We start from the raw sequence: 17,130 nt of genomic DNA, 5'->3' as shown, positions 1-17,130 counted from the left end.
TAGAGGACTGAGAAATGGCTATCCGCAAGTACAAGCCGACCACCCCGGGCCGTCGTGGCTCGTCGGTCGCCGACTTCGTCGAGGTCACCCGGAGCACGCCGGAGAAGTCGCTGACGCGTCCGCTGCCCAAGAAGGGCGGCCGCAACAACCAGGGCCGGATCACCACCCGGCACCAGGGTGGCGGTCACAAGCGCGCCTACCGCATCATCGACTTCCGTCGCTACGACAAGGACGGCGTGCCGGCGAAGGTCGCCCACATCGAGTACGACCCCAACCGCACCGCGCGCATCGCGCTGCTGCACTACGCCGACGGCGAGAAGCGCTACATCATCGCGCCGAAGGACCTGCGCCAGGGCACCGCGGTCGAGTCGGGTCCCGCGGCCGACATCAAGCCGGGCAACAACCTGCCGCTGCGCAACATCCCGGTCGGTACGACCATCCACTGCGTGGAGCTGCGTCCCGGCGGCGGCGCGAAGATCGCCCGCTCGGCCGGCAACAGCGCCCAGCTGGTCGCCCGTGAGGGCTCCCGCGCGACGCTGCGCATGCCCTCGGGCGAGATGCGCTTCGTCGACGTGCGCTGCCGCGCGACGGTGGGCGAGGTCGGCAACGCCGAGCAGTCCAACATCAACTGGGGCAAGGCCGGCCGCATGCGCTGGAAGGGCAAGCGCCCGACCGTCCGCGGTGTGGTCATGAACCCGGTCGACCACCCGCACGGTGGTGGTGAGGGCAAGACGTCCGGTGGTCGCCACCCGGTGTCCCCCTGGGGCAAGCCCGAGGGCCGCACGCGCAAGCGCAAGGCCAGCGACTCCCAGATCATCCGTCGCCGCAAGACCGGCAAGAAGCGCTGAGTAGGGAAGTAACGAGATGCCTCGCAGCCTGAAGAAGGGTCCCTTCGTCGACGACCACCTCCAGAAGAAGGTGGACGCGGAGAACGCCAAGGGCTCCCACAACGTCATCAAGACCTGGTCGCGCCGGTCGATGATCGTGCCGGACATGATCGGTCACACGATCGCCGTGCACGACGGTCGCAAGCACGTGCCGGTCTTCGTGACCGACGCGATGGTCGGCCACAAGCTCGGGGAGTTCGCTCCCACCCGCACCTACCGCGGGCACGTCAAGGAAGACCGGAAGGGACGCCGCCGATGAGCACCACTGAGCGTCAGCGCACCAGCGCCCGCCGCGAGTCGCTGCTCGGTGACCAGCCGGGCGCCTTCGCGACCGCACGCTTCGTGCGGATCTCGCCGATGAAGGCCCGCCGTGTCGTCGACATGGTCCGCGGCCTGCCCGTCGACGAGGCCCTCGCCCTGCTGCAGTTCGCGCCGCAGGCCGCCTCGGAGACCGTCTACAAGGTCCTGGAGAGCGCCATCGCCAACGCCGAGACCACCGAGGGTCTCGACGCCGGCGACCTGGTCGTGACCGTGGGCCGCGTCGACGAGGGTCCGACGATGAAGCGGTGGCGTCCGCGTGCACAGGGCCGGGCCACGCGCATCAACAAGCGCACCAGCCACATCACGCTGGCCGTCCAGCCGGCCGCCGTGGTCGCAGACAAGAAGGCGACCCCCAAGAACAGGAAGAGTGCCTGATGGGACAGAAGATCAACCCGAACGGCTTCCGCCTGGGGATCTCGACGGACCACAAGAGCCGTTGGTACGCCGACAAGCTCTACAAGAGCTACGTCGGTGAGGACGTCGCGATCCGCAAGCTGCTCTCGAAGGGCATGGAGCGGGCCGGCATCGCCAAGGTCGAGATCGAGCGCACCCGCGACCGCGTCCGTGTGGACATCCACACGGCGCGCCCGGGCATCGTCATCGGCCGCCGTGGCGCCGAGGCCGACCGCATCCGTGGCGAGCTGGAGAAGCTCACCGGCAAGCAGGTGCAGCTGAACATCCTCGAGGTCAAGAACCCCGAGGTCGACGCGCAGCTCGTCGCCCAGGGCGTCGCCGAGCAGCTGGCCGGCCGCGTGCAGTTCCGTCGTGCCATGCGCAAGGCGATGCAGACCTCGATGCGCTCCGGCGCCAAGGGCATCCGGATCCAGTGCTCCGGCCGCCTCAACGGCGCCGAGATGTCGCGCACCGAGTTCTACCGCGAGGGCCGCGTCCCGCTGCACACCCTGCGTGCCGACATCGACTACGGCTTCTACGAGGCCAAGACGACCTTCGGCCGCATCGGCGTGAAGGTCTGGATCTACAAGGGCGAGGTCGCCGGCACCCGTGCCGAGCGCCAGGCCCAGGCCGCTGCCCGCGCCGGTGTCCCCGGTCGCGGTGGTCGCCCCACGCGTGGCGACCGTCCGAACCGTGGCTCGCGTGGCGACCGTCCGAACCGCTCGGACCGCGCTGCCGAGGCTCCGGCGACGGACGCTCCGGCCGAGGCCGCTGCCCCCGCAGCTGACGCCCCGAAGGAGGCCTGACCCATGTTGATGCCCCGTCGTGTCAAGCACCGCAAGCAGCACCACCCCAAGCGCACGGGTGCTGCCAAGGGTGGCACGAAGCTCGCCTTCGGCGACTTCGGCATCCAGGCGGTCGAGGGCCACTACGTGACCAACCGCCAGATCGAGTCGGCGCGTATCGCGATGACCCGTCACATCAAGCGTGGTGGAAAGGTGTGGATCAACATCTACCCCGACCGTCCGCTGACCAAGAAGCCTGCCGAGACCCGCATGGGTTCCGGTAAGGGTTCGCCGGAGTGGTGGGTCGCGAACGTCAAGCCCGGCCGCGTCATGTTCGAACTCTCCGGTGTTTCGGAGGAGATTGCCCGCGAGGCCATGCGCCGCGCGATGCACAAGCTCCCGATGAAGTGCCGCTTCGTCTCCCGTGAGGCAGGTGAATTCTGATGGCTACGACTGCTCACGAGCTCGACGAGATGACCAACATCGACCTCGAGGCCAAGCTGCGCGAGGCCAAGGAGGAGCTCTTCAACCTCCGCTTCCAGGCGGCCACCGGCCAGCTGGAGAGCCACGGCCGGCTCCGCACGGTCAAGAAGGACATCGCCCGGATCTACACCGTGGTGCGCGAGCGCGAGCTCGGCATCCGGACCGCCCCGGGTTCTGACAACGAGGATGGTGCCGCATGAGCGAGCAGGCAGTTGAGCGCAACGCTCGCAAGGTCCGTGAGGGCCTGGTCGTCAGCGACAAGATGGACAAGACCGTGGTCGTGTCCGTCGAGGACCGCGTGAAGCACGCGCTGTACGGCAAGGTCATGCGTCGCACCAGCAAGCTCAAGGCGCACGACGAGCAGAACGAGTGCGGCATCGGCGACCGCGTCCTCCTGATGGAGACCCGGCCGCTGTCCGCCACGAAGCGCTGGCGCGTCGTGCAGATCCTCGAGAAGGCCAAGTAAGCCCCGACGGCCTAGGCCCGAGGAACAAGACCCCACTAGTTCGGCCAGGCTCACCGCCCGCGAGGCGTTGAGAACCAGCTCGACAACCAGGAGAGACAATGATCCAGCAGGAGTCGCGACTCAAGGTCGCCGACAACACCGGTGCGAAGGAGATCCTCTGCATCCGTGTTCTCGGCGGCTCGGGTCGGCGCTACGCCGGTATCGGCGACGTCATCGTCGCCACCGTGAAGGACGCGATCCCCGGTGGCAACGTGAAGAAGGGTGACGTCGTCAAGGCCGTTGTCGTGCGCACCGTGAAGGAGCGTCGCCGTCCGGACGGTTCGTACATCCGCTTCGACGAGAACGCCGCCGTCATCCTCAAGAACGACGGCGAGCCGCGAGGCACCCGCATTTTCGGCCCGGTGGGCCGCGAGCTGCGCGAGAAGAAGTTCATGAAGATCATCTCGCTCGCGCCGGAGGTGCTCTGACTCATGGGCAAGAACAGCGTGAACATCAAGAAGGGCGACACCGTCAAGGTGATCGCCGGCAAGGACAAGGGCGCCGAGGGCAAGGTCATCCAGGTGCTCCGTGAGGAGCAGCGGGTGATCGTCGAGGGTGTCAACCGCATCAAGCGGCACACCAAGGTCGTCAACCAGGGCGGCCGCGCGGGCACCACCGGCGGCATCATCACCGCCGAGGCCCCGATCCACGTCTCGAACGTGATGCTCGTCGAGGGCGACGGCGTGACCCGGGTCGGCTTCCGCCGCGACGAGGTCACCAAGCGCCGCCCGGACGGCTCGACGTACTCGTCGACGCGCAGCGTCCGCATCTCGCGCAAGACCGGCAAGGAGATCTGATGACCGAGACCCAGACCTCGGCCGCGGTCACCCCGCGTCTGAAGACCCGCTACCGCGAGGAGATCCTCCCCGCGCTGCAGTCCGAGTTCGACATCAAGAACGTCATGCAGGTGCCCGGCCTGACCAAGATCGTGGTCAACATGGGCGTCGGCGAGGCGGCTCGCGACTCGAAGCTGATCGAGGGTGCGGTCAAGGACCTCACCGCGATCACCGGCCAGAAGCCGCTGGTGACCAAGGCCCGCAAGTCCATCGCGCAGTTCAAGCTGCGTGAGGGCATGCCGATCGGTGCGCACACCACGCTGCGCGGCGACCGCATGTGGGAGTTCCTGGACCGCCTGCTGTCCCTCGCGCTGCCGCGTATCCGCGACTTCCGCGGCCTCTCGCCCAAGCAGTTCGACGGTCGTGGCAACTACACCTTCGGTCTCACCGAGCAGGTCATGTTCCACGAGATCGACCAGGACAAGATCGACCGGTCGCGCGGCATGGACATCACCATCGTGACCACTGCCACCAACGACGACCAGGGTCGGGCGCTGCTCAAGCAGCTCGGCTTCCCGTTCAAGGAGAACTGACATGGCGAAGACCGCTCTGAAGGTCAAGGCCGCTCGCAAGCCGAAGTTCGCTGTCCGCGGCTACACCCGCTGCCAGCGCTGCGGCCGGCCGAAGGCCGTCTACCGCAAGTTCGGCCTGTGCCGCATCTGCCTGCGGGAGATGGCGCACCGCGGCGAGCTGCCCGGCGTGACCAAGTCCTCTTGGTGATCCAGAACTTTTCCAACCAACGATCGCTGCAGGTCGCACCTGAGATGCAGGTGCGAAACCACGGTGGAGAAAGGGCCTCGCGGCCATGACGATGACTGACCCGATCGCAGACATGCTCACTCGTCTGCGCAACGCCAACCAGGCGTACCACGACGCGGTTTCCATGCCGTACAGCAAGCTGAAGCAGGGCGTCGCGGAGATCCTCCAGCAGGAGGGTTACATCACCTCCTTCGACGTGAAGGAGCCGGCCGAGGGTGAGGTCGGCAAGACGCTGACGATCACGCTGAAGTACGGCCGCAACCGGGAGCGCTCCATCGCGGGCGTCCGCCGGATCAGCAAGCCGGGCCTGCGGGTCTACGCCAAGCACACGGGTCTCCCGAAGGTGCTCGGCGGCCTGGGCGTCGCGATCATCTCGACGAGCCAGGGCCTGCTGACCGACCGCCAGGCCAACCAGAAGGGCGTGGGTGGGGAAGTCCTCGCCTACGTCTGGTGACGACGAGAATTCGCGAAGGAGAGTAGAAGCATGTCGCGCATTGGCAAGCTGCCCATCGCGGTCCCGTCGGGTGTCGACGTCGCGATCGACCAGGCGCTGGTGACGGTCAAGGGCCCCAAGGGCACCCTGTCGCACTCGGTCGCCGCGCCGATCACGGTGGAGAAGGGCGAGGACGGTGTGCTGGAGGTGAAGCGCCCGAACGACGAGCGCGAGAGCCGCTCGCTGCACGGCCTCACCCGCACCCTGATCAGCAACATGGTCGTGGGTGTCACCGAGGGCTACGAGAAGAAGCTCGAGATCGTCGGTGTGGGTTACCGAGTCCTGTCCAAGGGCCCGACCCAGCTGGAGTTCCAGCTCGGGTACTCGCACCCGATCACGTTCAACGCCCCCGAGGGCATCACGTTCACCGTCGACGGCCCCACCAAGCTCGGTGTCCAGGGCATCGACAAGCAGCTGGTCGGCGAGGTTGCCGCCAACATCCGCAAGCTGCGCAAGCCCGAGCCCTACAAGGGCAAGGGCGTTCGCTACGCGGGTGAGCACATCCGCCGCAAGGTCGGAAAGGCTGGTAAGTGACCATGGCGATCTCACTCAAGGACAACAAGCACACCGCGGGCCGCGTCAAGTCGCGTCTGCGCCGCCAGGTGCGGGGCCGCAAGAAGATCGCCGGCACCGCCGAGCGTCCTCGTCTGGTGGTCACGCGCTCCTCGAAGCACATGACCGCGCAGATCGTCGACGACCTGGTCGGCAAGACGATCGCGTTCGCGTCGACGACCGAGAAGGACCTGCGTGCCTTCGACGGCGACAAGACCGCCAAGGCCAAGAAGGTCGGCGAGCTCGTGGCCGAGCGTGCGAAGGCCGCCGGCATCGAGGGCGTCGTCTTCGACCGTGCGGGCAACAAGTACCACGGTCGCATCGCGGCCCTGGCCGACGGCGCCCGTGAGGGCGGCCTGACGTTCTGATCGCAAGACAAGCAAGAGAGAGAAGAGGAAAAGTCTCATGAGCGGAGCCCAGCGCGGACAGCGCGGTGGCGAGCGCCGTGGCAATCGCGACGACCGTCGCGGCGGCCAGGCTGCTGACAAGACCGCCTACATCGAGCGCGTCGTTGCGATCAACCGTGTCGCCAAGGTCGTGAAGGGTGGTCGTCGCTTCAGCTTCACCGCCCTCGTGATCGTCGGTGACGGCGAGGGTCTGGTCGGCGTCGGCTACGGCAAGGCGAAGGAAGTTCCGGCCGCGATCGCCAAGGGTGTCGAGGAGGCGAAGAAGGCTTTCTTCCGCGTCCCCCGCATCCAGGGCACCATCCCGCACCCGGTGCAGGGCGAGAAGGCGGCCGGTGTCGTCATGCTGCGTCCGGCCGCTCCCGGTACCGGTGTGATCGCCGGTGGCCCGGTGCGTGCGGTGCTCGAGTGCGCCGGCATCCACGACATCCTGAGCAAGTCGCTCGGGTCGTCCAACCAGATCAACATCGTCCACGCGACCGTCGAGGCGCTGAAGATGCTGGAGCAGCCGGAGGCCGTGGCCGCGCGCCGTGGTCTCCCGGTCGAGGACGTCGCCCCGGCGGCGCTCCTCAAGGCTCGTGTCGAGATCCCGGCCGGGGTCTCCCAGGAGGTGTCCTCCTGATGGCACAGCTGAAGGTCCAGCAGAAGAAGTCCACGATCGGCTGCAAGGCCAACCAGCGCGAGACCCTGCGCACGCTCGGTCTCAAGCGGATCGGCGACGTGGTCGTCAAGGAGGACCGGCCGGAGATCCGCGGCATGGTCCACACCGTCCGTCACCTGGTGACGGTCGAGGAGGTCGACTGACATGACGCTCAAGCTGCACCACCTGCGTCCGGCTCCCGGGGCCAAGACCGCCAAGACCCGCGTGGGTCGCGGTGAGGGCTCCAAGGGCAAGACGGCGGGCCGCGGTACCAAGGGCACCAAGGCTCGCTACCAGGTCCCGGTCGCCTTCGAGGGTGGCCAGATGCCGATCCACATGCGGCTGCCGAAGCTCAAGGGCTTCAAGAACCCGTTCAAGGTGGAGTTCCAGGTCGTCAACCTCGACCGCATCAACGAGCTCTTCCCCGAGGGTGGCGCCGTGACGATCGAGGACCTGGTGGCCAAGGGCGCTGTCCGTGACAGCGCGCCGGTCAAGGTCCTGGGCCAGGGTGACCTGTCCGTGGCCGTCCAGGTGAGCGCGAACGCGTTCTCCGCCTCGGCCGTGACGAAGATCGAGGCCGCAGGCGGCACGACCACCGTCGTCTGACGGCTGAACATGACTCAAGCGCTGGGGCGCGGAAGGTTCCGAGAGGTTCGGAACCGGCCGCGCCCCGACGCACAACTAGGGACCTGTGGGTCGCCTGTTAGGCTTCCCCGGGTCCTTGCGGGTGTCGTGCGAGGACCGCACCCCGCTCGGAGAAAGAGGATCCTGTGCTAGGCGCGTTCGCGAACGCTTTCCGGACTCCGGACCTGCGGCGCAAGCTGCTGTTCGTCCTGCTGATCATCACGATCTTCCGGCTCGGATCCCAGATCCCGACCCCCGGTGTGAACGTCGCGAACGTGCAGGCGTGCGTCAACGACGTCGGCAACTCCGGCGTCTACAGCCTGATCAACCTGTTCTCGGGCGGTGCGCTGCTCCAGCTGACGATCTTCGCGCTGGGGATCATGCCCTACATCACCGCCAGCATCATCCTGCAGCTGCTCGTCGTGGTCATCCCGCGGCTCGAGGCGCTGAAGAAGGAGGGGCAGTCGGGGCAGACCAAGATCACCCAGTACACGCGCTACCTGACGCTGGGCCTCGCGCTCCTGCAGGCGACCGGCATCGTGGCCCTGGCCCGCTCGGGCAACCTGCTGCAGGGCTGCACCAAGCCGCTGCTGCACAGCGACGGCACCGCCACCTTCCTGGTCATGGTCGTCACGATGACGGCCGGCACCGCGGTGATCATGTGGCTCGGCGAGCTGATCACGGACCGTGGCATCGGCAACGGCATGTCGCTGCTGATCTTCACCCAGGTCGTCTCCGGCTTCCCGACGTCCCTGTGGGCGGTCCAGAAGGAGAAGGGCTGGTGGGTCTTCGCGATCGTGGTCCTCATCGGGCTCCTGGTCATCGCCGCGGTCATCTTCATCGAGCAGGCGCAGCGCCGGATCCCGGTGCAGTACGCCCGCCGGATGGTGGGCCGCAAGATGTTCGGCGGCAGCTCGACGTACATCCCGCTCAAGGTGAACCAGGCGGGCGTCATCCCCGTCATCTTCGCCTCGTCGCTGCTGTACCTGCCGGCCATGGCCGCGCAGTTCAACCAGAACAGCGACTCCAAGTGGGTCCAGTGGATCAACGACTACCTGGTCCGCGGCAGCCACCCGCTGTACATGATCACGTTCTTCCTCCTGATCGTCTTCTTCACCTACTTCTACGTCTCGATCACCTTCAACCCCCAAGAGGTGGCGGACAACATGAAGAAGTACGGCGGCTTCATCCCCGGGATCCGGGCGGGCAAGCCGACCGAGGACTACCTGTCCTACGTCCTGTCCCGCATCACCGCGCCGGGTGCGCTCTACCTGGGCCTGATCGCCCTGATCCCGCTGATCGCGTTCGTCTTCATCAACGCGAACCAGAACTTCCCCTTCGGCGGCACGTCGATCCTCATCATGGTGGGCGTCGCGCTGGACACGGTGAAGCAGATCGAGAGCCAGCTCCAGCAGCGCAACTACGAAGGGTTCCTGCGGTAAATGAGGCTGATCATGATGGGCCCCCCGGGCGCGGGCAAGGGGACCCAGGCGAAGTTCGTCGCCGAGCACTTCGGGATCCCCGCGATCTCGACCGGCGACATCTTCCGGGCGAACGTGTCCGAGGGCACGCCGCTGGGCATCGAGGCCAAGCGCTACATGGACGCGGGTGACTACGTCCCCGACGAGGTCACGAACCTCATGGTCCGCAACCGGATCGACGAGAAGGACGCCGAGCCCGGCTTCCTCCTCGACGGCTACCCGCGCACCCTGGCCCAGGTCGAGGAGCTCGACGGGATGATCAAGTTCACCGGTCACTCCCTCGACGCCGTCGTCGTGCTCACCGTGGACGCCGACGAGATCGTCGGGCGGCTGCTGCAGCGTGCACAGGTCGAGGGCCGGGCGGACGACACCGAGGACGTCATCCGCCGTCGCCAGGAGATCTACGCCGAGCAGACCGAGCCCCTGATCGGGGTCTACCGCGACCGCGGGATCCTCATCGAGGTCGACGGCATGGGCGAGGTCGCCGAGGTCACCCAGCGCATCTTCGAGGCGCTGGACGTCATCACCGAGAGCTGAACGGAGCTCCTCGTGGCCTTCCGCGACCGCGGCATCGAGATCAAGACCCCCGACCAGATCGCCGGCATGCGCCGGGCGGGCCTGGTCGTGGGGGAGACCCTCGAGCTGCTGCGCTCCTCGGTGCGCGCCGGCATCAGCACCGGTGAGCTCGACGCGATCGCCGAGGACAACATCCGGTCCTCCGGCGCCACCCCGTCCTTCAAGGGCTACCACGGTTTCCCGGGGTCGATCTGCGCCTCGGTGAACGACGAGGTGGTGCACGGCATCCCGGGGGAGCGGGTGCTCGCCGAGGGCGACGTCATCTCCATCGACTGCGGTGCCATCGTGGACGGCTGGCACGGCGACGCGGCGATCACCGTCGCGGTCGGTCCCGTTCCTGACGAGGTGACCGAGCTGATGCGCGTCACCGAGGAGGCCATGTGGCGCGGGATCGCCGCGGCCCGGCTCGGCGGACGGGTCACGGACATCTCGCACGCCGTGGAGAGCCACGTGCGCGCCCAGGGTGCCTACGGCATCCTCGAGGACTACGTCGGCCACGGCATCGGCTCGGCCATGCACCAGCCGCCCAACGTGCCGAACTTCGGCCGTCCGGGCCGCGGGCCCAAGCTCGTCGAGGGACTGGCGCTCGCGGTCGAGCCGATGATCACCCTCGGCGGCAAGGACACCGTCGTGCTGGACGACGACTGGACCGTCATCACCGGCGACGGCTCGTGGGCCGCGCACTTCGAGCACACCTTCACCCTGACCCCGCGAGGCGCGTGGGTGCTGACCGCGCTCGATGGCGGCGAGGCGGCCCTCGGTCGCCTGGGCGTGCCCTTCGGCGGCTCCTGAGGGGCCGAGGGACGCGGCGTCCCGCAGGGTGCTTCTCGCGCCGGTTCGACCTCGGCCCCCGCGCCGTGGGAGGATGGGTGCACCAGGAGGGGAGTATTCCCGTCACGGTGGTGTCGTCAGTACGGCCCGGGCCCAGCCCGGACCCGGTGCCACCGGCTCGGTACGCCGAGCGGAAGAGACCTCCGGAGAAGTGACCCGTCGGCGCAGCACCTGCGTCGACGCTGCCGACAGCTCCGGAAGAAGGTTCGCCCGTTGAATTCCATTCTCGGTGACTCGGTCGCCTCCCCGCTCGTGTGGGGCATCACCCTGGTCGTCACGATCGGGGCCCTCTTCGTCGACCTCGTGGTCATCGCCCGGCGACCGCACGAGCCGACGATGGGCGAGGTGAGCCGTCACCTGGCGTTCTTCGTCGGGCTGGCCGTGCTCTTCGGGCTCGCGCTGTGGATCTTCGCCGAGCCGCACGCGCTCTCGCCCAGCCCCGGCCCGGAGTTCTTCGCCGGCTGGCTGACGGAGTACTCGCTGTCGATCGACAACCTGTTCATCTTCATCATCATCATGGCGAACTTCTCGGTACCCCGGCAGTACCAGCAGACCGCCCTGATGATCGGCATCGTGCTGGCCCTGGTCATGCGCGGCCTGTTCATCGTCGTCGGCGCCGCGGCCATCAACCAGTTCAGCTGGATCTTCTACGTCTTCGGCGCGTTCCTGCTCTGGACAGCGGTCAAGCTGGCCAAGGAGGGCGCCAACGACGACGACGAGGAGGAGTACGAGGAGAACCGCCTGGTGCGGTTCGCCGAGCGCCACCTGCCGGCCACCAGCGAGTGGAACGGAACGAAGCTCTTCAGCGTGGAGAACGGCAAGCGCCTGATCACGCCGATGTTCCTGGTCGTGCTCACCCTGGGCACCACCGACCTGCTCTTCGCCCTCGACTCGATCCCCGCGATCTACGGCCTGACCTCCGACCCCTACATCGTGTTCACCGCCAACGTGTTCGCGCTGATGGGCCTGCGCCAGCTGTACTTCCTCATCGGAGGGCTGCTCCAGCGGCTCATCTACCTCTCCTACGGCCTGGCCGTGCTGCTCGGCTTCATCGGCGTGAAGCTGGTGCTGCACGCGATGCACGAGAACGAGCTGCCGTTCATCAACGGCGGCGAGCACATCGAGTGGGCGCCCGACATCCCGATCTGGCTGTCGCTGGTCATCATCGTCGGCACCCTCGCGGTCACCGCGATCGTCAGCCTGGCGGTGTCGCGCAACATGACGCAGGCCGAGATCGAGAAGAAGACGATCTCGCTCGGCGACGCCGAGGACGCCTGATCCACGGAATAGCGGCCACCTCGTCCGTGGTTGTGGTGGGGTGAGCCCGCGATTCCCGACCCTGTCCGTCCTCGACCTCGTCCCGGTCCGCAGCGACCAGGCCTCGGCCGACGCGGTGGCGGCGACGCTCGACCTGGCCCGCGCGGCCGACGAGCTCGGCTACCGCCGCTACTGGGTGGCCGAGCACCACAACATGCCGGCGGTCGCCGCGACGAACCCTCCGGTGATGATGGCCCTGCTGGCCGGCGCCACCGGGAGGATCCGGGTCGGTTCCGGGGGAGTGATGCTCCCCAACCACGCCCCCCTGGTGGTGGCCGAGCAGTTCGCGCTCCTCGAGGCGGCGTTCCCCGGCCGGATCGACCTCGGCATCGGCCGGGCCCCCGGCAGCGACCCGGTCACGAGCTACGCGCTGCGGCACGGGGCGGGCGGGGTCGACGACGACGCGGTCTCCCGCTTCCCCGACTACGTCGACGACCTCGTGGCGATGATGGGTGCCGAGGGCGTGTCCGTGGGGCTCCGGGGGCGCAGCTACCCGCTGCGGGCGACCCCGGTCGCCACCTCGGTGCCGGAGCTCTGGCTGCTGGGCTCGTCGGACTACTCCGCGCGGCTGGCCGCCGAGAAGGGCCTGCCATACGTCTTCGCCCACCACTTCTCCGGGCAGGGCACCGCGGAGGCGCTGTCGCTCTACCGATCGTCGTTCCGTCCCTCGCCCGAGCTGCCCGGGCCCCGCACGTTCCTCACCGTCAACGCGGTCGTCGCCCCCACCACGGAGGAGGCCGAGCGGCTCGCCCTCCCGCAGCTCCTGGCCATGGTGGCGCTGCGCACCGGCCAGCCGTTGGCGGCCCAGCGGCTGGTCGAGGAGGCCGAGAAGGTCGAGCTGCCGGAGGCGCACCGCGACATCGTGGACGCGATGCGGACGCGCTGGGTCATCGGGTCTCCCGCGCAGGCGCGGGCCCGGATCGCCGAGCTCGCCGCGACGTACGACGTCGACGAGGTGATGGTGCACCCGGTCGCCGGGGCGTACGTCGGCACCGAGCCCGCGCAGGCGCCGGCCCGGCAGGAGACGCTGCGGCTGCTCGCGCCCTGACGGGGCGGCTCCTAGCACGATTCGTGTTTCCGGAGCGTTTCCCACTAAACTGGCGTGTCGGCCCAACGTGGGTCTGTTTCGTGGTGCCTCGCGGCTGCCCGGACCACCGTCAGAAAGCTCTCCGGAGCCTCGGACGTGCCCGGGAAATGAGGTCCACGGGACGGCTGCACGAGGTCCACCCGCCACCCGTGGCGGGAGGTTCCCGGGCCACCTGGTCCCGGCCGATCCGGGAGCAGTGCAGCAACGGTAGACCGCCGCCCCTCACCGGGGTGGAACGACCAACAGATTGTGGAGGACATGCCGAAGAAAGAAGGCGTGATCGAGATCGAGGGCACCGTCGTGGAGGCCCTGCCGAATGCCATGTTCCGCGTCGAGCTGAGCAACGGGCACAAGGTTCTCGCCCACATCAGCGGCAAGATGCGTCAGCACTACATCCGGATCCTCCCCGAGGACCGCGTGGTGGTGGAGCTCTCGCCGTACGACCTCACGCGAGGTCGGATCGTCTACCGCTACAAGTAGCAGCCAGCCGAACGCTTCGAGCAGAAGCGCAGAAAGGACCTCCTCGTGAAGGTCAAGCCGAGTGTCAAGCCGATCTGTGACAAGTGCAAGGTGATCCGTCGCCACGGCCGCGTCATGGTGATCTGCGAGAACCCGCGCCACAAGCAGCGCCAGGGCTGATCCCAGCGCCGCAGCACAACTGAACACCCCAACGTGATCGCTTGGCCCGTCACCTGACGAGCCGAACCACCTCCGGAGCAGAGGCCGGAGCCCACCCGACGAGGAGTGGGACGCGACACGACCAGACACCTCTGTGATACCCGAAGGGACACCGCCACCACATGGCACGCCTCGTTGGTGTCGACCTGCCGCGCGACAAGCGCATCGAGGTCGCACTCACCTACATCTACGGCATCGGCCGTACCCGCGCCCAGCAGCTGCTGGAGACCACCGGGGTCAGCCCCGACCTCCGCGTCCACCAGCTGGGTGACGAAGAGCTGGTCAAGCTGCGCGACGCGATCGAAGCCAACTTCAAGATCGAGGGTGACCTCCGTCGTGAGGTCCAGGCCGACATCCGCCGCAAGATCGAGATCGGCAGCTACCAGGGTCGCCGCCACCGCATGGGCCTCCCGGTCCGCGGCCAGCGCACCAAGACCAACGCGCGTACCCGCAAGGGCCCCAAGCGCACGGTTGCCGGCAAGAAGAAGGCCAAGTGACGTCTCGCCCCCCGGCGAGCCACTGACCTCTCGAACTCTTTAGACCAGCTACTTCAGGAGATACTGCATGCCTCCCAAGAGCCGCACAGCGGCTGGCGCCAAGAAGGTGCGCCGCAAGGAGAAGAAGAACGTCGCCCAGGGCGAGGCTCACATCAAGAGCACGTTCAACAACACCATCGTCACGATCACCGACCCCACCGGTGCCGTGATCTCGTGGGCCTCTGCCGGCACCGTCGGCTTCAAGGGCTCGCGCAAGTCCACCCCGTTCGCCGCGCAGATGGCCGCCGAGGCTGCCGGACGCCGGGCGATGGAGCACGGGATGAAGAAGATCGACGTCTTCGTCAAGGGTCCGGGTTCGGGCCGCGAGACGGCGATCCGTTCGCTGGGTGCGATCGGCCTCGAGGTCGGCACCATCCAGGACGTCACCCCCACGCCCCACAACGGATGCCGGCCGCCCAAGCGTCGCCGCGTCTGATCGCCCGAACCGAACAGGAGACTTTGAGATATGGCCCGCTACACCGGCCCCATGACCAAGAAGTCGCGCCGTCTCGGCGTCGACCTCGTGGGCGGCGACTCGGCGTTCGAGCGTCGTCCCTACCCGCCCGGCCAGCACGGCCGCGGCCGCATCAAGGAGAGCGAGTACCTCCTCCAGCTTCGTGAGAAGCAGAAGGCGCGCATCTCCTACGGCATCCTCGAGAAGCAGTTCCACCGCTACTACGTCGAGGCGTCGCGTCGCCCCGGCAAGACCGGTGACAACCTGCTGCAGCTGCTCGAGTGCCGTCTCGACAACGTGGTCTACCGCGCCGGGTTCGCCCGCACGCGTCGCCACGCCCGTCAGCTCGTCGTCCACGGCCACTTCAAGGTGAACGGCAAGAAGGTCGACATCCCGTCCTTCCAGGTCACCGCCCACGACGTCATCGACGTCCGGGAGAAGTCGCTGGAGATGACCCCGTTCATCGTGGCTCGCGAGACCCACGGCGAGCGCGTCGTCCCCGCGTGGCTCGAGGCGATCCCGTCGCGCATGCGCATCCTGGTGCACCAGCTCCCGATCCGGGCCCAGATCGACATCCCGGTCCAGGAGCAGCTGATCGTCGAGTACTACTCGAAGAAGTAACCGGGGGACCGCGCCGGTCTCACCCGTCTCGGGCGCCGGCGCGGTCATCCACTTCCTTTTCAACCACGCAGTTCGGGCCCGTCAAATAGCGGGTGGGCCCGGAAAGGAAAGAAATAGTGCTCATCGCACAGCGCCCCACCCTGTCGGAAGAGACCGTCGACGAGTTCCGCTCGCGGTTCGTCATCGAGCCTCTCGAGCCCGGCTTCGGTTACACGCTCGGCAACTCGCTGCGTCGCACCCTCCTGTCGTCGATCCCCGGTGCCTCGGTCACCAGCATCAAGGTCGACACCGTCCTCCACGAGTTCTCGACCATCGAGGGCGTCAAGGAGGACGTCACCGAGATCATCCTCAACCTGAAGGGTCTGGTCGTCTCCTCCGAGCACGACGAGCCCGTGACGATGTACCTCCGCAAGTCGGGCGCCGGTGACGTCACCGCCGCCGACATCGCGCCGCCGGCCGGTGTCGAGGTGCACAACCCCGACCTGAAGATCGCCACCCTGTCCGACAAGGGCAAGCTGGAGATGGAGCTGGTCGTCGAGCGTGGTCGTGGCTACGTCTCCGCGGTGCAGAACAAGGGCGCCGACAACGAGATCGGCCGGATGCCGGTCGACTCGATCTACAGCCCCGTCCTGAAGGTCACCTACAAGGTCGAGGCCACCCGAGTCGAGCAGCGCACCGACTTCGACAAGCTGGTCATCGACGTCGAGACCAAGCCGTCGATCCGTCCCCGCGACGCGATCGCCTCGGCCGGCAAGACCCTGGTCGAGCTGTTCGGCCTCGCCCGCGAGCTGAACGTCGAGGCCGAGGGCATCGACATCGGCCCGTCGCCCGTCGACGAGCAGCTCGCTGCCGACCTCGCCCTCCCGGTCGAGGACCTGCAGCTGACCGTCCGCTCCTACAACTGCCTCAAGCGCGAGGGCATCCACACCGTGGGTGAGCTCATCAGCCGCTCGGAGCAGGACCTGCTCGACATCCGCAACTTCGGCGCCAAGTCGATCGACGAGGTCAAGGCCAAGCTGGTCGAGATGGGCCTGTCCCTCAAGGACAGCGCGCCCGGCTTCGACCCGCACGCTGCCCTGGCGGCGTACGGCGACGACGACGACGACGCGTTTGTCGAGGACGAGCAGTACTGATCACGGTGCGGGGCGGCCGGTGACGGCCGCCCCGTCCACCCAAACCGACCGGCGCCCGCCGGTCGTCTACCCCGGTACCTGACACGGCCGGAGAGAAAAGAGAGAAGCAATGCCCACTCCCAAGAAGGGTGCCCGCCTCGGCGGCAGCCCGGCCCACCAGAAGCTGATCGTCTCGAACCTGGCCACCGCCCTGTTCGAGCACGGCCGGATCACCACCACCGAGGCCAAGGCGCGCGTGCTGCGCCCGGTCGCGGAGAAGCTGATCACCAAGGCCAAGAAGGGCGACCTGCACAACCGCCGCGAGGTCCTCAAGACCATCCGCGACAAGGGTGTCGTGCACGTGCTGTTCACCGAGATCGCCCCGACCTTCGCCGAGCGTCCGGGTGGCTACACGCGGATCACGAAGATCGGCCCGCGCAAGGGTGACAACGCCCCCATGGCCGTCATCGAGCTGGTGACCGAGGCGTACGCGCCGAAGCCGTCCACCGCCAAGGCCAAGAAGGCGGAGTCGCCGAAGGCCGCTCCGGTCGAGGAGACCCCGGCCGAGGACACCACCGAGGCTCCGGCCGAGGGGGCCCAGGCCGAGGAGACCCCGGCGGAGGAGACCACCGCCGAGGCCGACGCCACGGACGAGGCTCCCGCCGAGGAGACCGAGGACAAGGCCTGACCACAGGCCCTGCCCAGCACGTCGCGAAGGCCCGTCACCCCCGGGGGTGGCGGGCCTTCGTCGTGCC

At 67.8% G+C, this 17,130-nt stretch carries 29 protein-coding genes; all 29 read left to right on the top strand.

Annotation, left to right across the window (positions count from 1 at the left end; translation table 11 throughout):
* The first annotated feature begins 14 nt into the window (after positions 1-14).
* The 29 genes from rplB (at position 15) to rplQ (ending at position 17,063) form a co-directional block, all read left to right on the top strand.
* Positions 15-848 carry a 50S ribosomal protein L2 gene (gene rplB, locus ACFO9I_RS21305; protein WP_379184594.1) on the top strand — a complete coding sequence of 278 codons (834 nt, stop codon included), beginning with the start codon at positions 15-17 and terminating at the stop codon, positions 846-848.
* Positions 849-864: 16 nt separating this feature from the next.
* Positions 865-1,146: a 30S ribosomal protein S19 gene (gene rpsS, locus ACFO9I_RS21300; protein WP_091025716.1), complete on the top strand. Its 282-nt coding sequence runs from the start codon at positions 865-867 to the stop codon at positions 1,144-1,146.
* Positions 1,143-1,583: a 50S ribosomal protein L22 gene (gene rplV / locus ACFO9I_RS21295; RefSeq protein ID WP_379184592.1), complete on the top strand. Its 441-nt coding sequence runs from the start codon at positions 1,143-1,145 to the stop codon at positions 1,581-1,583. The genes rpsS and rplV overlap by 4 nt, the downstream gene beginning before the upstream one ends.
* Positions 1,583-2,407 carry a 30S ribosomal protein S3 gene (rpsC, locus tag ACFO9I_RS21290; RefSeq protein ID WP_379184590.1) on the top strand — a complete coding sequence of 275 codons (825 nt, stop codon included), beginning with the start codon at positions 1,583-1,585 and terminating at the stop codon, positions 2,405-2,407. The genes rplV and rpsC overlap by 1 nt, the downstream gene beginning before the upstream one ends.
* 3 nt (positions 2,408-2,410) lie before the next feature.
* Positions 2,411-2,830, top strand: a complete 420-nt coding sequence (gene rplP / locus ACFO9I_RS21285) for a 50S ribosomal protein L16 (protein WP_379184588.1) — start codon at positions 2,411-2,413, stop codon at positions 2,828-2,830.
* On the top strand, positions 2,824-3,069 hold the full coding sequence (gene rpmC, locus ACFO9I_RS21280; RefSeq protein WP_379185077.1) for a 50S ribosomal protein L29: 246 nt from the start codon (positions 2,824-2,826) through the stop codon (positions 3,067-3,069). The genes rplP and rpmC overlap by 7 nt, the downstream gene beginning before the upstream one ends.
* Complete coding sequence (gene rpsQ / locus ACFO9I_RS21275; protein ID WP_125038971.1) at positions 3,066-3,335, top strand: 30S ribosomal protein S17; 270 nt, start codon at positions 3,066-3,068, stop codon at positions 3,333-3,335. The genes rpmC and rpsQ overlap by 4 nt, the downstream gene beginning before the upstream one ends.
* 98 nt (positions 3,336-3,433) lie before the next feature.
* Entirely contained in the window at positions 3,434-3,802 is a 369-nt protein-coding gene (gene rplN, locus ACFO9I_RS21270; RefSeq protein ID WP_011757324.1) for a 50S ribosomal protein L14, read from the top strand.
* 3 nt (positions 3,803-3,805) lie between these two features.
* Positions 3,806-4,171: a 50S ribosomal protein L24 gene (gene rplX / locus ACFO9I_RS21265; protein WP_379184585.1), complete on the top strand. Its 366-nt coding sequence runs from the start codon at positions 3,806-3,808 to the stop codon at positions 4,169-4,171.
* A complete protein-coding gene (gene rplE / locus ACFO9I_RS21260; protein WP_379184583.1) occupies positions 4,171-4,743 on the top strand; it encodes a 50S ribosomal protein L5 in 573 nt (190 codons plus the stop codon). Before rplX ends, rplE begins: the two co-directional genes overlap by 1 nt.
* A gap of 1 nt (position 4,744) precedes the next feature.
* Positions 4,745-4,930, top strand: coding sequence for a type Z 30S ribosomal protein S14 (locus ACFO9I_RS21255; RefSeq protein WP_011757321.1), 186 nt, complete (start codon positions 4,745-4,747; stop codon positions 4,928-4,930).
* Positions 4,931-5,015: 85 nt separating this feature from the next.
* Positions 5,016-5,423: a 30S ribosomal protein S8 gene (gene rpsH / locus ACFO9I_RS21250; protein WP_379184581.1), complete on the top strand. Its 408-nt coding sequence runs from the start codon at positions 5,016-5,018 to the stop codon at positions 5,421-5,423.
* Positions 5,424-5,453: 30 nt separating this feature from the next.
* Positions 5,454-5,996 carry a 50S ribosomal protein L6 gene (rplF, locus tag ACFO9I_RS21245; protein ID WP_379184579.1) on the top strand — a complete coding sequence of 181 codons (543 nt, stop codon included), beginning with the start codon at positions 5,454-5,456 and terminating at the stop codon, positions 5,994-5,996.
* Positions 5,997-5,998: 2 nt separating this feature from the next.
* On the top strand, positions 5,999-6,382 hold the full coding sequence (gene rplR, locus ACFO9I_RS21240; RefSeq protein ID WP_379184577.1) for a 50S ribosomal protein L18: 384 nt from the start codon (positions 5,999-6,001) through the stop codon (positions 6,380-6,382).
* Positions 6,383-6,419: 37 nt separating this feature from the next.
* Positions 6,420-7,040, top strand: a complete 621-nt coding sequence (gene rpsE, locus ACFO9I_RS21235) for a 30S ribosomal protein S5 (RefSeq protein ID WP_379184575.1) — start codon at positions 6,420-6,422, stop codon at positions 7,038-7,040.
* Positions 7,040-7,222 carry a 50S ribosomal protein L30 gene (gene rpmD, locus ACFO9I_RS21230; RefSeq protein WP_165228353.1) on the top strand — a complete coding sequence of 61 codons (183 nt, stop codon included), beginning with the start codon at positions 7,040-7,042 and terminating at the stop codon, positions 7,220-7,222. The genes rpsE and rpmD overlap by 1 nt, the downstream gene beginning before the upstream one ends.
* Position 7,223: 1 nt before the next feature.
* The gene (gene rplO, locus ACFO9I_RS21225) at positions 7,224-7,664 is read left to right on the top strand and encodes a 50S ribosomal protein L15 (protein WP_379184573.1); all 441 of its coding nucleotides are present in this window, start codon (positions 7,224-7,226) and stop codon (positions 7,662-7,664) included.
* Between the two features lie 164 nt (positions 7,665-7,828).
* Positions 7,829-9,124, top strand: coding sequence for a preprotein translocase subunit SecY (gene secY / locus ACFO9I_RS21220; RefSeq protein ID WP_379184571.1), 1,296 nt, complete (start codon positions 7,829-7,831; stop codon positions 9,122-9,124).
* Complete coding sequence (locus ACFO9I_RS21215) at positions 9,125-9,700, top strand: adenylate kinase (RefSeq protein WP_379184569.1); 576 nt, start codon at positions 9,125-9,127, stop codon at positions 9,698-9,700. It abuts the gene before it with no gap.
* Between the two features lie 12 nt (positions 9,701-9,712).
* On the top strand, positions 9,713-10,531 hold the full coding sequence (gene map / locus ACFO9I_RS21210; protein WP_379184567.1) for a type I methionyl aminopeptidase: 819 nt from the start codon (positions 9,713-9,715) through the stop codon (positions 10,529-10,531).
* A gap of 252 nt (positions 10,532-10,783) precedes the next feature.
* Positions 10,784-11,848 (top strand): TerC family protein, encoded by a 1,065-nt coding sequence (locus ACFO9I_RS21205; RefSeq protein WP_379184565.1) that lies wholly within the window; start codon positions 10,784-10,786, stop codon positions 11,846-11,848.
* A 40-nt stretch (positions 11,849-11,888) separates the two neighbouring features.
* Positions 11,889-12,935 carry an LLM class flavin-dependent oxidoreductase gene (locus ACFO9I_RS21200; RefSeq protein ID WP_379184563.1) on the top strand — a complete coding sequence of 349 codons (1,047 nt, stop codon included), beginning with the start codon at positions 11,889-11,891 and terminating at the stop codon, positions 12,933-12,935.
* Between the two features lie 297 nt (positions 12,936-13,232).
* Positions 13,233-13,454, top strand: coding sequence for a translation initiation factor IF-1 (infA, locus tag ACFO9I_RS21195; RefSeq protein ID WP_011757309.1), 222 nt, complete (start codon positions 13,233-13,235; stop codon positions 13,452-13,454).
* Between the two features lie 45 nt (positions 13,455-13,499).
* Positions 13,500-13,613, top strand: a complete 114-nt coding sequence (gene rpmJ / locus ACFO9I_RS21190) for a 50S ribosomal protein L36 (RefSeq protein WP_011757308.1) — start codon at positions 13,500-13,502, stop codon at positions 13,611-13,613.
* A gap of 161 nt (positions 13,614-13,774) precedes the next feature.
* Positions 13,775-14,149, top strand: a complete 375-nt coding sequence (gene rpsM, locus ACFO9I_RS21185; protein ID WP_344146445.1) for a 30S ribosomal protein S13 — start codon at positions 13,775-13,777, stop codon at positions 14,147-14,149.
* Between the two features lie 67 nt (positions 14,150-14,216).
* Positions 14,217-14,624, top strand: coding sequence for a 30S ribosomal protein S11 (gene rpsK, locus ACFO9I_RS21180; protein WP_090849777.1), 408 nt, complete (start codon positions 14,217-14,219; stop codon positions 14,622-14,624).
* 30 nt (positions 14,625-14,654) lie between these two features.
* Complete coding sequence (rpsD, locus tag ACFO9I_RS21175; protein WP_379184560.1) at positions 14,655-15,263, top strand: 30S ribosomal protein S4; 609 nt, start codon at positions 14,655-14,657, stop codon at positions 15,261-15,263.
* 116 nt (positions 15,264-15,379) lie between these two features.
* On the top strand, positions 15,380-16,396 hold the full coding sequence (locus ACFO9I_RS21170; protein ID WP_344146433.1) for a DNA-directed RNA polymerase subunit alpha: 1,017 nt from the start codon (positions 15,380-15,382) through the stop codon (positions 16,394-16,396).
* A 109-nt stretch (positions 16,397-16,505) separates the two neighbouring features.
* A complete protein-coding gene (gene rplQ / locus ACFO9I_RS21165; protein ID WP_379184558.1) occupies positions 16,506-17,063 on the top strand; it encodes a 50S ribosomal protein L17 in 558 nt (185 codons plus the stop codon).
* Positions 17,064-17,130 lie beyond the last annotated feature (67 nt).

This window comes from Nocardioides sp. GCM10023255, from assembly GCF_042653125.1.
Classification (GTDB): Bacteria; Actinomycetota; Actinomycetes; order Propionibacteriales; family Nocardioidaceae; genus Nocardioides.
The sequence above is the reverse complement of the archived record's forward strand: the minus strand, read 5'-3'. Positions and strand labels throughout refer to the sequence as shown.

Excerpts from the sequence above, each read along its gene's own strand:
- rplV (WP_379184592.1), top strand. The coding sequence starts at position 1,143 with ATGAGCACCACTGAGCGTCAGCGCACCAGCGCCCGCCGCGAGTCGCTG.
- rplB (WP_379184594.1), top strand. The coding sequence starts at position 15 with ATGGCTATCCGCAAGTACAAGCCGACCACCCCGGGCCGTCGTGGCTCG.
- infA (WP_011757309.1), top strand. The coding sequence starts at position 13,233 with ATGCCGAAGAAAGAAGGCGTGATCGAGATCGAGGGCACCGTCGTGGAG.
- rpsS (WP_091025716.1), top strand. The coding sequence starts at position 865 with ATGCCTCGCAGCCTGAAGAAGGGTCCCTTCGTCGACGACCACCTCCAG.
- ACFO9I_RS21215 (WP_379184569.1), top strand. The coding sequence starts at position 9,125 with ATGAGGCTGATCATGATGGGCCCCCCGGGCGCGGGCAAGGGGACCCAG.
- rpmD (WP_165228353.1), top strand. The coding sequence starts at position 7,040 with ATGGCACAGCTGAAGGTCCAGCAGAAGAAGTCCACGATCGGCTGCAAG.
- rplE (WP_379184583.1), top strand. The coding sequence starts at position 4,171 with ATGACCGAGACCCAGACCTCGGCCGCGGTCACCCCGCGTCTGAAGACC.
- rplQ (WP_379184558.1), top strand. The coding sequence starts at position 16,506 with ATGCCCACTCCCAAGAAGGGTGCCCGCCTCGGCGGCAGCCCGGCCCAC.
- ACFO9I_RS21255 (WP_011757321.1), top strand. The coding sequence starts at position 4,745 with ATGGCGAAGACCGCTCTGAAGGTCAAGGCCGCTCGCAAGCCGAAGTTC.
- rplX (WP_379184585.1), top strand. The coding sequence starts at position 3,806 with ATGGGCAAGAACAGCGTGAACATCAAGAAGGGCGACACCGTCAAGGTG.
- rpsD (WP_379184560.1), top strand. The coding sequence starts at position 14,655 with ATGGCCCGCTACACCGGCCCCATGACCAAGAAGTCGCGCCGTCTCGGC.
- rplF (WP_379184579.1), top strand. The coding sequence starts at position 5,454 with ATGTCGCGCATTGGCAAGCTGCCCATCGCGGTCCCGTCGGGTGTCGAC.
- rplP (WP_379184588.1), top strand. The coding sequence starts at position 2,411 with ATGTTGATGCCCCGTCGTGTCAAGCACCGCAAGCAGCACCACCCCAAG.
- rpsK (WP_090849777.1), top strand. The coding sequence starts at position 14,217 with ATGCCTCCCAAGAGCCGCACAGCGGCTGGCGCCAAGAAGGTGCGCCGC.
- rplO (WP_379184573.1), top strand. The coding sequence starts at position 7,224 with ATGACGCTCAAGCTGCACCACCTGCGTCCGGCTCCCGGGGCCAAGACC.
- rpsH (WP_379184581.1), top strand. The coding sequence starts at position 5,016 with ATGACGATGACTGACCCGATCGCAGACATGCTCACTCGTCTGCGCAAC.
- rplN (WP_011757324.1), top strand. The coding sequence starts at position 3,434 with ATGATCCAGCAGGAGTCGCGACTCAAGGTCGCCGACAACACCGGTGCG.
- rpsQ (WP_125038971.1), top strand. The coding sequence starts at position 3,066 with ATGAGCGAGCAGGCAGTTGAGCGCAACGCTCGCAAGGTCCGTGAGGGC.
- rpsM (WP_344146445.1), top strand. The coding sequence starts at position 13,775 with ATGGCACGCCTCGTTGGTGTCGACCTGCCGCGCGACAAGCGCATCGAG.
- rplR (WP_379184577.1), top strand. The coding sequence starts at position 5,999 with ATGGCGATCTCACTCAAGGACAACAAGCACACCGCGGGCCGCGTCAAG.
- rpsE (WP_379184575.1), top strand. The coding sequence starts at position 6,420 with ATGAGCGGAGCCCAGCGCGGACAGCGCGGTGGCGAGCGCCGTGGCAAT.
- rpsC (WP_379184590.1), top strand. The coding sequence starts at position 1,583 with ATGGGACAGAAGATCAACCCGAACGGCTTCCGCCTGGGGATCTCGACG.